Source organism: Burkholderia sp. B10 (genome assembly GCF_004368385.1).
Classification (GTDB): domain Bacteria; phylum Pseudomonadota; class Gammaproteobacteria; order Burkholderiales; family Burkholderiaceae; genus Burkholderia; species Burkholderia vietnamiensis.
Genome location: NZ_PQMX01000114.1, coordinates 1 through 13,374 on the forward strand (window position 1 = coordinate 1; position 13,374 = coordinate 13,374).

Sequence of the window (13,374 nt, forward strand, 5' to 3'; positions counted from 1 at the left end):
GCCTCGAACAGCTCCGCGATCCAGTCAGCGAACACGCGCACCTTCTGCGACAGATGCCGGTTGTGCGGATAAACGATCGAGATCGGCTTGGGCTTCGGATTGCACTCGGGCAGCACCTCCACCAGCGAGCCGTCGCGCAGATGCGGCAGCACCATGAACAGCGTCGGCTGGATCATCCCGAACCCTTCGAGGCCGCTCGTCACGTACGCATCCGAATCGTTCACGGTGACGGTGCCGGCCATCCGCACCTCGACCGGCTTGCCGTCGATCATGAACACCCACGGAATCGGACGCGCGCCGTGGCTCGCCCGGAAATTCACCGCATGATGGTCGGCCAGATCGGCGATCTCCTGCGGCTCGCCATGACGCGCCAGATAGTCGGGCGACGCGCAGGTCACGCGCTTGAGCATGCCGATCCGTCGCGCGACCATCGACGAATCCTCCAGCGGACCGACGCGGATCATGCAGTCGATCCCCTCCTCCACCGGATCCACATAGCGGTCGGACAGCCCGAGATCGAGCGCGATGTCGGGAAAGCGCTGCCGAAAGATCGACAGCGACGGCAACACCACACGCCGCCCGAGCGAGTTCGGCATATGCACGCGCAGCACGCCGCTCGGCTTGCGGTTGCCGGTCTGGAAGCTCGCATCGACTTCGGCGATCTCCGCGATGATCTTCATGCAGTGCTCGTAGTACGCCGCACCTTCCGGCGTCAGCGACAGCCGGCGCGTCGTCCGATGCATCAGGCGCACGCCGAGCAGCGCCTCGAGATTCTGGATGATCGTCGTCACCGACGCGCGCGGCATCGCGAGCGTGTCCGCCGCGCGCGTGAAGCTGTTCGCGTCGACCACGCGGGTGAAAACTTCCATTGCCTGAATGCGGTCCATGCTGCGCCCCTGTACGAATCGCCAACAGGACAGAATAGAGCGCCCACCGGCCGCGGCACAAGCCCCGGCCCATTGTTCCGCAAGCCCGAACAGTACGCGCCGCCTCGGCCTCAAAGTGCGCGACTTCCATGCGATTGCCTCACATCGCACCCGACCACATCCGGTAATCGCATCGTGAGCATCCCGCCTCGCCCCATCACCGCACGAAGCGCTCCCGATACCCCTGCGGCGACACACCGAGCACACGCACGAAACTGCGCCGCAGCGTCTCCTCCGACCCGAAGCCGCAGCGCGTGGCGATCCGCTTGATCGGCCAGTCGGTCTCGCCGAGCAGCCGTTGCGCCGCTTCGATCCGAATCTGTTCGACCGCCCGCGCGGGCGTGCGGCCGGTGCCCGCGCGATAGTGACGCACGAAGCTGCGCTCGCTCATGCTGACGCGCTCGGCAAGCGCGGGCACCGACAGATCGGCCGCGAGGTGTTCGGCGATCCACGCGTGCAGTTCGCCGAAGCGGTCGTCGGTGCGCTGCATCGACAACATCGCGCTGAACTGCGCCTGCCCGCCCGGCCGCTTCAGGAACACGACGAGTTCGCGCGCGGCGTCGAGTGCGATCGCGCGCCCGAGGTCCTCCTCGACGAGCGCAAGCGCGAGATCGATGCCGGCCGTCACGCCGGCCGACGTCCACAGCGCGCCGTCGCGGATGAAGATCGGATCGGGCTCGACGCGCACGTTCGGATAGCGCGCGGCGAATTCGTCGCAACGCGCCCAGTGCGTGACGGCGCGCCGCCCGTCGAGCAGGCCGGCCTCCGCCAGCAGGAACGCACCGGTGCATACGGACGCGACGCGTCGCGCGTGCTGCGCCTGCCGGCGCACCCAGCGCACCGTGCGCGCATCCCGCGACGCCGCATGCACGCCCTTGCCGCCGGCGACGATCACCGTATCCGGCCGTCCGGCCGAGCGCAGCGAATCGGCCATCACGACGAGCCCGGCGGACGTCTCCACCGGCCCGCCATCGGCCGCCACGACGCGCGGCGCATAGGGCGCCGGTTGCCCGCGCTCCTGCGCGAGCTCGTTGACCGACGCGAACACCTGCAGCGGCCCGCTCACATCAAGCAACTGCGCACGAGGGAACGCGAGGACGACGATCGAACGGGGAGCGGCATGCATGGCGATTGGCTGAAAACGTGGGCGATATGGCAATTTCGCCAAACACTACGCGCCTAGAATCGATCTGTCCATCGTGCGCCGGCAGCGGCGCTTGTCCTTCTCTTCCGGAGTGTTCGCATGACCCTGCATATCGGCCTTCTCGTGTTTCCGGGCGTCCAGCAACTCGATCTCACCGGCCCGCACGACGTGCTGGCGTCACTGCCCGATGCGGCCGTCCATCTGGTCTGGAAATCGCGCGACACCGTCGCATCGAGCAGCGGCCTCGCGCTCGCGCCGACCTGCACGTTCGACGATTGCCCGCCGCTCGACGTGATCTGCGTGCCGGGCGGGATCGGCATCAACGAGTTGCTGCTCGATGCGCAGACGATCGCGTTCGTGCAGCAACGCGCGGCCACCGCGCGCTACGTCACGTCGGTGTGCACCGGCGCGCTGCTGCTCGGCGTGGCGGGCTTGCTGAAAGGCCGCCGCGCGACGACGCACTGGGCGTTTCACTCGTTGCTCGAGCCGCTCGGCGCGGTGCCCGTGCGCGAGCGCGTGGTACGCGACGGCAATCTGATCACCGGCGGCGGCGTGACGGCCGGCATCGATTTCGCGTTGACGATCGCGGCGGAACTCGCCGGCGTCGAAGAAGCGCAGTCGATTCAACTCGCGCTCGAATATGCGCCGGCCCCGCCGTTAGACGCGGGCTCGCCGGATACCGCGCCGGCGTCGGTCCTCGAGCGCGTGACGCAGCGCTCGGCGGCCGGCCTCGAAAAACGCCGGCAGACGATCGACGCGGCATTGCGCGCGATGGCGCGATAGTGCGATAAACGCGTCGAATCCACATCCTGATCCGAGGCCCGCACGGCCTCGTCGCTCCCTGCAAAATTCGAACCGCACCTGCGAACCCGTCGATGAACATCATCCGCAGCACGACCTTCACCGCTGCGCGCCCGTGGGGCGCGCTCGACATCGCGAACCTGAACGGCATCACGGTCCGGCTGCACTGGACCGATCGGCCGTATCGCTGGCACGTGAACGACGGCGAAGAAGTATTCGCCGTGCTCGACGGCCGCGTCGAGATGCGCTATCGCGAAGCCGGCATCGAACGCGCGACGGTGCTCGAAACGGGCGACCTGTTCCACGCGACGATCGGCACCGAGCACGTCGCGCATCCGCTCGGCGAAGCGCGCATCCTCGTGATCGAATCCGCAGGCAGCGTTTGACCGCGCGCGCCACGCCGGTTCGTCGGTCGCGGCTGGCCGGTTCAGATTGCGACGTGCCGCCACGGCGAGCGCATTCGCACGCAGCGTGCTGTAACACGCACGCGCGCTGCACCGAACACCCATCACCGGCGCCGCGTTCGCGCCGCCGCGCGCTCGCTCAGAAGAACAACGATACGCACAGCGCCGCGCCGCACAGATACGTACCGAACGCGCCGGTGAAGCGCACCGGATTGGGTCTGGCCATCGTCGGCCAGACAATCAATCCGACCACCAGCAGGCAGCGGCACACGGTCGCCGCGACGATCAGCGACAGGATCGCGCGAGACGGCGCATGCGCGCCGACATACAGGAACAGCACCGCGAGGAACGGCGCGTATTCGGCCGTGTTGCCGTGCGCGCGCACGACCTTGTGCAACCGGTCGGTCGGATCGGGCAGACATCCCGAACCCGTGGTGTGAAGAAAGCGCGACACCGACACGACGAGCCCGAGCCCGAACAACAGCAGCCCGAGAATCGCCGTACAAAAGAGCGCGACGGGATGGATCGACATGGTGGTCCTCGCCAATGCGGGCACGGCGGCACGGCGCCGCGGTCCGCCGATCGTACCGCAGCGGCGCCGCGCCACCCTTGCCGCAACCCGTAGTACCGTCGCGCGGCAACGGGATCGAACCCGATTTGTCGCCCGCGCCCCACGCACGGACGCGGTGCAGCGCGCCCGGCCGACGGCCCGCGCCGGGCACGTGCGTTGCATCCGCGCATCTCGGTAGTGAACACCCTTGGCAGCCCGCTGCGGAGGACTACACTAGTCCTTTATGAGGTGCGGCCGGAGCCTGCGCCTTCAGGGAGACGCCGCCATGAATCGGCCGCTGAATCGCATCCTGCCGCGCATGACCGGGAGTGCATCGGTCTGGACGTGGGTCAAGTGGTCTTTGCTGGCCGCGCTGCTGATCGCGATCGCGATCGTCGCCCGGCTGGTGATAACCGAGATCCAGACGTCGCGCCTGCAAGCGCACTACCTGTCGGAACTCACCCGCGACCTCAGCTACACGGTCGAGGCCGGCCCGAGCGACCACATCCGCTTCCCCGCCAACGGCCCGTACGACGAGCGCCTCGGCTACTCGATGATTCCCGCGTTTCAGCAACGGCTGCTCGCCCGCGGCTTCGTCGTCGGCAAGCAGGCCCGCGACTCGCAGCGGATGCTGTCGCTCGCCGATCGCGGGCTGTTCCTCCCGTATGAAGAGAAGGACCAGTCCGGGCTGATGCTGTTCGATTCGACCGGCGCGCCGCTGTTCGCGACCGTGTTCCCGCAACGCGTGTACGCAGATTTCGACGCGGTGCCGCGCGTGGTCGCCGACGCGCTGATGTTCATCGAGGATCGTTATCTGCTCGACCCGAACCAGCCGAACCGCAACCCGGCGATCGACTGGGGCCGCTTCAGCCGCGCGCTGGCGGACCAGGCGATGCACGTGGTCAACCGTCATCAGGCGCGCCCGGGCGGCAGCACGCTCGCGACGCAGATCGAGAAGTTTCGCCATTCGCCCGACGGCCGCACCGCGACGCCGCCCGAGAAGCTGCGGCAGATCGCGTCTGCGTCGGTGCTCGCGTACCTGAACGGCCCGCAGACGATGCTCGCGCGCCGCGCGATCCTGGTGCGCTATCTGAATTCGGTGCCGCTCGCGGCGCGCGCGCACGTGGGCGAAATCACCGGCATCGGCGACGGCCTCGCCGCGTGGTACGGCCGCGACTTCAACGACGTGAACCGGATCCTGTCCGCGCCGACCACCGGCGACAACGTCGACGCACAGGGCAAGGCGTTCCGCGAGGTGCTATCGCTGATCATCGCGCAACGCGCGCCGTCGTTCTTCCTGAATCGCGGCTATCCGGCGCTGCAGAAGCTGACCGACAGCTACCTGAGGCTGCTCGCGAACGGCGGCGTGATCTCGCCCGCGCTGCGCGACGCTGCGCTCGCCGCGTCGATCGAGCGCAGCGCGCCGCCGCCGGCCGCGCGCGTGCAGTCGTTCGTGTCGCGCAAGGCGGTGTCGTCGGCGCGCGCGTCGCTGTTGTCCGCGCTCGGCATCAGCGACCTGTACCAGCTCGATCAGCTCGACCTCGAAGCGACCAGCACGCTCGACAACGGCGTGCAGCAGGCGGTCGCCGAACGCCTCGCGCAGGCGTCGACGCGCGACGGCGCGCAGGCCGCCGGCCTGTACGGCTTCGAGATGCTCGCGCCGAAGGACGATCCGTCACACCTGACGTACAGCTTCACGCTGTACGAGCATCGCAACGGCGCGAACCTGCTGCGCGTGCAGACCGACAGCGTGAACCAGCCGTTCGACGTGAATCGCGGCGGCCGCATCAACCTCGGCTCGACGGCGAAGCTGCGCACGCTGATCACCTACCTGCAGATCGTGACCGAGCTGCATGCGCGCTACGGCGGCCTGTCGAACGCGCAGCTCGCGCAGGTGAAGCTCGATTCGCTCGACGGCTTGTCGCGCTGGGCCGTCGACTACCTGTCGCATACGCGCGAGCGCTCGCTGCAGGCGATGCTCGACGCGGCGGTCGAGCGCAAGTATTCGGCGAGCCCCGACGTGTTCTACACGGGCGGCGGCGCGCAGGTGTTCTCGAACTTCGAGAAGTCCGACAACGGCCGCATCCTCACGCTGCATACGGCGTTCGAGCATTCGGTGAACCTCGTGTTCGTGCGGCTGATGCGCGACATCGTGCACTACGAGATGCTGAAGGCGGCCGGCCCGTCGTCGTCGTGGCTCGGCGACCCCGAGCAGCGCAAGCACTACCTCGCGCAATTCGTCGACGGCGAAAGCAAGGTCTACGTGAAGCGCTACTACACCCGCTATGCGGGCAAGGCGCCCGACGACGCGCTCGCGCTGATGTTGCGCGACGTGCGCAAGTCGCCGGCGAAGATCGCGACGGTGCTGCGCAGCGTCGCGCCGAACGAGCCGCGCGCGTGGTTCGATGCGCAGATGCGCGCGCAGTTGAAGGGCACGCCGGCCGCGACGCTGTCCGACGACGATCTCGCCGCGCTCTACGCGAAGTACGCGATCGACCGCTTCAACCTGAACGACCGCGGCTACATCGCGAGCGTCCATCCGCTCGCGCTGTGGACGCTCAACTATCTGCGCGCGCACCCGAACGCCTCGCTCGGTGACGTGCAGCGCGACAGCCGCGACGCACGCGTCTACACCTACTCGTGGCTCTACAAGACGCGCTACCACGCGACCCAGGACCGGCGCATCCGCCACATGGTCGAGCTGCGCGCGTACGAAGAGATCACGAAGGCGTGGCGCGCGCTCGGCTACCCGTTCGCCGAAGTCACGCCGTCGTACGCGGCCGCGATCGGGGCATCGGGCGACCAGCCCGACGCGCTCGCGAAGCTGATCGGGCTGATCGCGAACGGCGGCCAAAACGCGCCGACCGAGACGATCACGCGCCTCGATTTCGCTAAGGGCACGCCGTACGAAACCCGCTTCGTGCGCGCGGCCGCGCAACCGCAGCCGTTGCTGCCGCCGGAGATCGTCAACGTGGCGCACACGCTGCTGCGCGACGTGGTGCTGAACGGTACGGCACGGCGCCTCGCGGGCGGCTTCACGCTACCCGACGGCAAGACGCTCGAGGTGTACGGCAAGACGGGGACGGGCGACCAGCGCTTCAACGTGTACGCACGCGGCGCGCGGCTGATCGAATCGCGCAAGGTCAACCGCAGCGGCACGTTCGTGTTCGTGCTGGGCGACCGCTTCTTCGGCGTGCTGACCGCGACCGCGCACGAGCCGTACGCGGCGCGCTACGACTTCACGAGCGCGATGGCCGTGCAACTGCTGAAGTCGATGGCGCCGGCGCTCGCGCCGCTGATCGAGCGGCCCGTGACGGCCGGCACGCGGACGGCCGGCGACGCACCGCAGGCCGAAACGCCGCAGCCGCTACCGTCGTGACGGCCGCGGCGCGTCGCGCGCCGGTGCCGAGCTGCGCCGCGCGCTTCAACGCGAGCGGCCGTCGTAATGCGTGACCGGCAGCACGTCGGGATCGACATCCTCGAGACACCGCACGTTGATGCAGACCATCTCGGTGCCGTTCGGATGCGTGGCCTCGGCGAAGGTGTGGATCCCGCAGCGCTTGCAGAAGCGATGCCGGATCGTGTGCTGGTTGAACGTATAGGTGGCGAGGTTGTCGTCGGGCGTCGAGAACGTGACGTGAGCGCGCGGCACGAACCACAACAGCGCGCCCTTGCGCCGGCAGATCGAGCAATTGCAGGCCATTACGCCCTGCAGGTCGCCTTGGGCGTCGAACTTCACGTCGCCGCAATGACAGCTTCCGCGATACAGCATGGTGATCTCCGAAGCGGCACCGGCGCATCGACGCATGACGGCGGGACGCCGTCACGCGGATGCGCTCGAGCGAGCACAGTAGCGCGCCGCCGCGCCGGCCGCAACGTACTGCGAGCCGCCGCGACGTCAATCGCGGCAGCCGCGACGAACGCGTCACATGACCGCGCCGACCGGCATTCCGCTCGCGACGAATCGGTCTGAACGCAGCGCGCGCAGCCGCCGACGGCGCGCCGGCGCGACCGCCCCGGCCGTCACGAGCGCTCGATGCGCGCGCGCGTCACCGCGAGCAGCGCGGCCATCGCGCGACGGGCGCCGTCCTCGTCGCGCCCGCGAATCGCATCGCTGACGGCCGTATGCTCGGCGAGCGACGCGTTGAACACGTGAGCGCGCCGCGCGTTCAGATGCAGCTGCGCCTCCAGCGTGCGGTCGATCAGCGCGCCGAGCGGCACCAGCAGCTCGTTGCCGCCGGCCTCGAGCACGCTCATGTGAAAGCGCAGGTCGGCGCGCACCCATTCGTCGACGTTGCGCGCCGCCGCCATCGCGCGCACCGCCGCCTCGATCGCGTCGAACCCGCCCGGCCCGTGCGCGCGGGCGGCCAGCGCGGCCGCATGCGGCTCGATCATCTCGCGCATCTCCTGCAGCTTCAGCGCGAACGCGATCGGCGGCGCGACACGCGCGTACCAGTCGAGCAGGTCGGCATCGAGCAGGTTCCATGCGCGACGCGGCCGCACGCGCGTGCCGACCTTCGGCCGCGATTCGACCAGCCCCTTCGACGTCAGCGTGCGCAGCGCCTCGCGCAACACCGTGCGGCTCACGCCGAACATCTCCATCAGGTCCGCCTCGCGCGGCAGCAGCGATTCGGGCGGATAGTCGCCGCGCAGGATCGCCGTCGCAAGCCGGAACGCCGTCTGTCCATGCAGGTCGCGTTGAATGATCGTTCTCCGTTGGGCGGGCAATGCGACGACTGCCCACTATCTGCACAATAGTGCTATTAATACTATTTTTTAGCACGCTACGCTAGGATCACCGTCATGTATTCGGCCGGCACCGCAATCGCACGGCGCGCCGGCCTCCTTCGGAGACTCGCGACATGAAAATCACCCGCCTCGAAACCTTCGTCGTCCCGCCGCGCTGGCTGTTCCTCAAGATCGAAACCGACGAAGGGATCGTCGGCTGGGGCGAGCCGATCGTCGAAGGACGCGCGCACACGGTCGAGGCCGCGGTGCAGGAACTCGCCGATTACCTGATCGGCAAGGACCCGCTGCTGATCGAGGATCACTGGCAGGTGATGTATCGCGCCGGGTTCTACCGCGGCGGCCCGATCACGATGAGTGCGATCGCCGGCGTCGATCAGGCGCTGTGGGACATCAAGGGCAAGCATCACGGCGTGCCCGTGCACGCGCTGCTCGGCGGCCAGGTGCGCGAGCGCATCAAGGTGTATTCGTGGATCGGCGGCGATCGCCCGAGCGACGTCGCCAACAACGCGCGCGCGGTCGTCGAGCGCGGCTTCAAGGCGGTGAAGATGAACGGCTCGGAAGAGCTGCAGATCGTCGACACCTACGACAAGGTCGAGCAGGTGATCGCGAACGTCGCGGCGGTGCGCGACGCGGTCGGCCCGCACGTCGGGATCGGCGTCGACTTCCACGGCCGCGTGCACAAGCCGATGGCGAAGGTGCTCGCGAAGGAGCTGGATCCGTACAAGCTGATGTTCATCGAGGAGCCGGTGCTGTCGGAGAACGCCGAAGCGCTGCGCGACATCGTGAACCAGACCAACACGCCGATCGCGCTCGGCGAGCGGCTCTACTCGCGCTGGGACTTCAAGCACATCCTCGCGGGCGGTTACGTCGACATCATCCAGCCCGACGCGTCGCACGCGGGCGGCATCACCGAGTGCCGCAAGATCGCGACGCTCGCGGAAAGCTACGACGTCGCGCTCGCGCTGCACTGCCCGCTCGGCCCGATCGCGCTGGCCGCGTGCCTGCAGCTCGATGCGGTCAGCTACAACGCGTTCATCCAGGAACAGAGCCTCGGCATCCATTACAACCAGGGCAACGACCTGCTCGACTATCTGCGCAATCCCGAGGTGTTCCGCTACGACGACGGCTTCGTCGCGATCCCGCAAGGGCCGGGGCTCGGCATCGACGTCAACGAGGAGAAGGTGCGCGAAATGGCGAAGACGGGCCACCGCTGGCGCAACCCGGTATGGCGCCACAGCGACGGCAGCGTCGCCGAGTGGTGAAGCGAAGCGGCACGCGCGGCGCGGTGCGCCCGCCGCGCGTCGCATTCGAGACGGCCGCCCAAACGGGCGGCCGTTGTTGCATCTGCGCCGTGCGCGGGCCGCGCGCGCCGCTGCGCCGAACTGCGGTCAGCCCAGCGCCGCAAAGCCCGGCACGCTGAACGACAGCACCGCGGCCGCGACGAACACGCCGATCATCAGCAGCGCCTCGAGATGCAGGATGTTGCGGAACGTATGCGCGTCTTCGGTCGATGCGGTGCGGCGCAGCCGCGGCAACGCGGAGAAGCGGTTCAGGCCGCCGAGCACCAGCGCGAGCGCCACCAGCAGCAGCTTGAGCAACAGCACGCGCCCCCACGTGCTGCCGTCGAGCGGCGCGAGCGAGCCGCCGAGCCCGCGCAGCGCGTTGAGCACGCCGGTGCCGAGCACGAACACCACCGCGATCGTCGACGTGCGCGACAGCTGCTGGCCGATGCGGATCAGCGCGCCGCGCGCGACCGACGAGCCGAGCGTCGGCAGCACCGCGAGCCCGCCCGCCAGCACGAGGCCGCCCCACACCGCGGTCGCGAGCAGATGCAGCGTCTGCACGCCGACCGCCGCCGACAGCGCGCCCGTGTCGGCCGCATGGCCGAGCGACGCCTTGCCGGCCGCGATCGCGATGACGGCGAGCCACAGCACCGCGTGCGCGAGCGGGCCGTCCGGTTTGGCGAGCGCGACGATCGCCAGCACGACGGCGCCCGCGAACGCCACGCTCCACGCGAAGCCGACGTGGGTCTGCGCGAGCACCGTCGGCAACGCGCCGAACGCGCCGCCGAGCCCCGTGCCGCTCATCGACGCGGCCTCGTACAGCAGCCAGCCGAGATCGGCGAGCACGAGCGCCAGCGCGGCCGCGACGAGCGAATGTTGCGCGCGCAGCCATGCGGGGTGCGACGGCGCGACGACCGGCCGCGCGCCGTCCTTGCCGAGCCACGCCTTGAGCAGCGCCGAGCCGGCCGCCATCGCGAAGGTCGCGTCCATCAACGCCGCCAGCGCGACCTGCCCGATCCACAGACTGTCGAACCTCGTCATGCGCGACCTCCGCGAAACGGGCTGCGGGCGATACGGCTGCGAATGCAACGACAGGGAGAAGACGGCAACGGCACGGTAACGAACGTCATCGATGAATCCGGAAACGGGAGAAATGACTGGATCAGCGGCGGAGGCGGCGCCGCGCGACCCGCGAGTGTACGGTCTTCGACGGCCAACGCGCACGCCGGTTCAGACTGCGACCATATAAAGCGCGTCAAATTGTCGCAAGTCGCAAACAGGCAGGAACCGACGTCCTTTTGCCAAATAGCCGTCATTACCCATCGGTGATAGAATGCCGCGTCGCAGCAGCCCGGCTGTCCTGCCGTCCATGCGCCGAGCCGATCGTAGCCCGGACAGGTCCCCGACGAATAAACATGGAGTCTCGTGTGTCTTCAAGACGCCTCTTCCGTCCGCTGCTCGCCGTTCTGTTGATCGGCGGCGCGGGCCTTACGAGCGCTGCCCAAGCGCAGACCAAGCCCACGGAGCAAGCGCACGCGCAGCAGGCGCCGCTCAAGGCACCCGATACGATGGCCGAGCGCGTGCGCGGCTGTACCGCATGCCACGGCGTCCACGGCCAGGGCACCGACAACGACTACTTCCCGCGGCTTGCCGGCAAGCCGGCCGAGTACCTGTACAACCAGCTCGTCAACTTCCGTGACGGCCGGCGCAAGTACCCGCCGATGAACTACCTGCTGACGTACCTGAACGACGACTACCTGAAAGAGATCGCCGAGCACTTCTCGGCCGAGCGTCCGCCGTACCCGACGCCGGCCAAGCCGACGCTGCCGGCCGCCACGCTCGCGCGCGGCAAGCAGCTCGTGATGCAAGGCGATCCGTCGCGCAAGCTGCCGGCCTGCGTGGCCTGCCACGGCGCGGGCCTGACCGGCATGCAGCCGGCGATCCCGGGTCTCGTCGGTCTGCACGCCGATTACCTGAGCGCACAGCTCGGCGCATGGCGCTCGGGCAACCGTCGCGCGAAGGCGCCCGACTGCATGCACGAGATCGCGTCGAAGCTGTCCGACGAAGACGTGACGGCCGTGACCGCGTGGCTCGCCGCACAACCGGCGCCCGCCAACCCCGTGCCGGCTCCGGCGCGTTCGATGAAGACTCCGCTCGCCTGCGGCAGCGAACCGCAATAAGGCAAGGGAGACAGACACAATGAAACGCAAGTCCCTGTTTGCACTCTCGGCTGTCGCGATCGTCGCGGCTGCCGCTCTCGTGCCCGTCCTGTGGCCCGGCAACGATACGCTGCACGGCGCTGCCGCCGTCGCCGCCACGCCGGCCGACCAGGCCGCGCTGATCAAGAAGGGCGAATACCTCGCGCGCGTCGGCGACTGTATCGCGTGCCACACGGTGCGCGGCGGCAAGCCGTTCGCCGGCGGCCTGCCGATGGCGACGCCGTTCGGCACGATGTACACGCCGAACATCACGCCGGACGACAAGGACGGCATCGGCAAGTGGACGTCGGACGACTTCTATCGCGCGATGCACACCGGCCGTTCGAAGGACGGCAGCCTGCTCTACCCCGGCTTCCCGTTCGCGAGCTACACGAAGGTCACGCGTGCCGATTCGGACGCGATCTACGCGTACCTGCGCTCGGTCGCGCCGGTGTCGGTGCCGAGCCGTCCGCACGAACTGAAGTTCCCGTTCAACAACCGCAACCTGCTGATCGGCTGGCGCACGCTGTTCTTCAAGGAAGGCGAGTACAAGCCGGATCCGACCAAGTCGGTCGAATGGAACCGCGGCGCCTATCTCGTCGAAGGCCTCGGCCACTGCTCGATGTGCCACACGTCGATCAACATGATGGGCGGCCCGGTGAACTCCGCGGCGTTCGCCGGCGGCCTGATCCCGCTGCAGAACTGGTACGCGCCGTCGCTGACGAACGACAAGGAACTCGGCCTCGGCGACTGGCACGTGCAGGAGCTGTCCGACCTGCTGCAGGCCGGCGTGTCGCACCAGGGCGCGGTGTTCGGCCCGATGGCCGACGTCGTGCACAACAGCCTTCAGTACATGACCGACGAAGATACGCGCGCGATGTCGACGTACCTGAAGTCGATCCCGCAGAAGGCTGAAGCGCCGAAGAACATGCAATACGAGCCGTCGAAGCAGTTCGGCAACGCGCTGTTCGACCAGGGCAAGAAGATCTACGCCGACAACTGCGCGACCTGCCACGCCGAAAACGGCGCGGGCAAGCCGCCGGCCTATCCGCCGCTCGCGGGCAATCATTCGATCGTGATGGAATCGGCAGTCAACCCGATCCGCATGGTGCTGAATGGCGGCTATCCGCCGAGCACGTTCAAGAATCCGCGTCCGTACGGGATGCCGCCGTTCGCGCAATCGCTGTCGAACCAGGAAGTCGCGGCGGTCGTCACGTATATCCGGATGTCGTGGGGCAACAACGGTACGCCGATCTCGCCGCAACAGGTGAGCGACCTGCGTTCCGCGCCGCTTAACTAAATAACGCGCGACACAGACG

At 68.4% G+C, this 13,374-nt stretch carries 12 protein-coding genes; 6 read left to right on the forward strand and 6 right to left on the reverse strand.

Going from position 1 to position 13,374, the window contains the following annotated elements; genetic code table 11:
• The coding region (locus C3Y15_RS29830; protein WP_134206921.1) for a LysR family transcriptional regulator at positions 1 to 887 on the reverse strand (887 nt) is incomplete at its 3' end.
• Between the two features lie 196 nt (positions 888 to 1,083).
• On the reverse strand, positions 1,084 to 2,052 hold the full coding sequence (locus C3Y15_RS29835; RefSeq protein WP_011885934.1) for a GlxA family transcriptional regulator: 969 nt from the start codon (positions 2,050 to 2,052) through the stop codon (positions 1,084 to 1,086).
• 117 nt (positions 2,053 to 2,169) lie between these two features.
• On the opposite strand from C3Y15_RS29835, the gene C3Y15_RS29840 reads away from it, so the two are divergent.
• Together C3Y15_RS29840 and C3Y15_RS29845 are read left to right on the forward strand one after the other, a co-directional pair.
• A complete protein-coding gene (locus C3Y15_RS29840) occupies positions 2,170 to 2,853 on the forward strand; it encodes a DJ-1/PfpI family protein (protein ID WP_069246315.1) in 684 nt (227 codons plus the stop codon).
• A gap of 92 nt (positions 2,854 to 2,945) precedes the next feature.
• On the forward strand, positions 2,946 to 3,257 hold the full coding sequence (locus tag C3Y15_RS29845; RefSeq protein ID WP_034192682.1) for a cupin domain-containing protein: 312 nt from the start codon (positions 2,946 to 2,948) through the stop codon (positions 3,255 to 3,257).
• A 157-nt stretch (positions 3,258 to 3,414) separates the two neighbouring features.
• On the opposite strand, the gene C3Y15_RS29850 is transcribed toward C3Y15_RS29845, so the two are convergent.
• The gene (locus tag C3Y15_RS29850; protein WP_011885937.1) at positions 3,415 to 3,807 is read right to left on the reverse strand and encodes an MAPEG family protein; all 393 of its coding nucleotides are present in this window, start codon (positions 3,805 to 3,807) and stop codon (positions 3,415 to 3,417) included.
• Between the two features lie 304 nt (positions 3,808 to 4,111).
• Here C3Y15_RS29850 and C3Y15_RS29855 point away from each other — a divergent pair, with 304 nt between their 5' ends.
• Entirely contained in the window at positions 4,112 to 7,204 is a 3,093-nt protein-coding gene (locus C3Y15_RS29855) for a biosynthetic peptidoglycan transglycosylase (protein ID WP_069246316.1), read from the forward strand.
• Positions 7,205 to 7,249: 45 nt separating this feature from the next.
• On the opposite strand, the gene C3Y15_RS29860 is transcribed toward C3Y15_RS29855, so the two are convergent.
• Positions 7,250 to 7,597: a GFA family protein gene (locus tag C3Y15_RS29860; protein ID WP_011885939.1), complete on the reverse strand. Its 348-nt coding sequence runs from the start codon at positions 7,595 to 7,597 to the stop codon at positions 7,250 to 7,252.
• Between the two features lie 251 nt (positions 7,598 to 7,848).
• On the reverse strand, positions 7,849 to 8,553 hold the full coding sequence (locus C3Y15_RS29865) for an FCD domain-containing protein (RefSeq protein ID WP_011885940.1): 705 nt from the start codon (positions 8,551 to 8,553) through the stop codon (positions 7,849 to 7,851).
• A 134-nt stretch (positions 8,554 to 8,687) separates the two neighbouring features.
• Here C3Y15_RS29865 and dgoD point away from each other — a divergent pair, with 134 nt between their 5' ends.
• Positions 8,688 to 9,836, forward strand: a complete 1,149-nt coding sequence (dgoD, locus tag C3Y15_RS29870) for a galactonate dehydratase (RefSeq protein WP_011885941.1) — start codon at positions 8,688 to 8,690, stop codon at positions 9,834 to 9,836.
• 126 nt (positions 9,837 to 9,962) lie between these two features.
• Here the strand turns inward: dgoD and C3Y15_RS29875 are convergent, their stop codons facing one another.
• Positions 9,963 to 10,898, reverse strand: coding sequence for a CopD family protein (locus C3Y15_RS29875; protein ID WP_011885942.1), 936 nt, complete (start codon positions 10,896 to 10,898; stop codon positions 9,963 to 9,965).
• Positions 10,899 to 11,272: 374 nt separating this feature from the next.
• On the opposite strand from C3Y15_RS29875, the gene C3Y15_RS29880 reads away from it, so the two are divergent.
• Positions 11,273 to 12,037: a c-type cytochrome gene (locus C3Y15_RS29880; RefSeq protein ID WP_034192684.1), complete on the forward strand. Its 765-nt coding sequence runs from the start codon at positions 11,273 to 11,275 to the stop codon at positions 12,035 to 12,037.
• A gap of 19 nt (positions 12,038 to 12,056) precedes the next feature.
• Positions 12,057 to 13,355 (forward strand): cytochrome c, encoded by a 1,299-nt coding sequence (locus C3Y15_RS29885; protein WP_069246317.1) that lies wholly within the window; start codon positions 12,057 to 12,059, stop codon positions 13,353 to 13,355.
• Positions 13,356 to 13,374: the final 19 nt, after the last annotated feature.

Bases quoted from the DNA above. Each gene is read 5' to 3' on its own strand.
- C3Y15_RS29835 (WP_011885934.1), bottom strand. From the start codon at position 2,052: ATGCATGCCGCTCCCCGTTCGATCGTCGTCCTCGCGTTCCCTCGTGCG.
- C3Y15_RS29840 (WP_069246315.1), top strand. From the start codon at position 2,170: ATGACCCTGCATATCGGCCTTCTCGTGTTTCCGGGCGTCCAGCAACTC.
- C3Y15_RS29845 (WP_034192682.1), top strand. From the start codon at position 2,946: ATGAACATCATCCGCAGCACGACCTTCACCGCTGCGCGCCCGTGGGGC.
- C3Y15_RS29850 (WP_011885937.1), bottom strand. From the start codon at position 3,807: ATGTCGATCCATCCCGTCGCGCTCTTTTGTACGGCGATTCTCGGGCTG.
- C3Y15_RS29855 (WP_069246316.1), top strand. From the start codon at position 4,112: ATGAATCGGCCGCTGAATCGCATCCTGCCGCGCATGACCGGGAGTGCA.
- C3Y15_RS29860 (WP_011885939.1), bottom strand. From the start codon at position 7,597: ATGCTGTATCGCGGAAGCTGTCATTGCGGCGACGTGAAGTTCGACGCC.
- dgoD (WP_011885941.1), top strand. From the start codon at position 8,688: ATGAAAATCACCCGCCTCGAAACCTTCGTCGTCCCGCCGCGCTGGCTG.
- C3Y15_RS29875 (WP_011885942.1), bottom strand. From the start codon at position 10,898: ATGACGAGGTTCGACAGTCTGTGGATCGGGCAGGTCGCGCTGGCGGCG.
- C3Y15_RS29880 (WP_034192684.1), top strand. From the start codon at position 11,273: ATGGAGTCTCGTGTGTCTTCAAGACGCCTCTTCCGTCCGCTGCTCGCC.
- C3Y15_RS29885 (WP_069246317.1), top strand. From the start codon at position 12,057: ATGAAACGCAAGTCCCTGTTTGCACTCTCGGCTGTCGCGATCGTCGCG.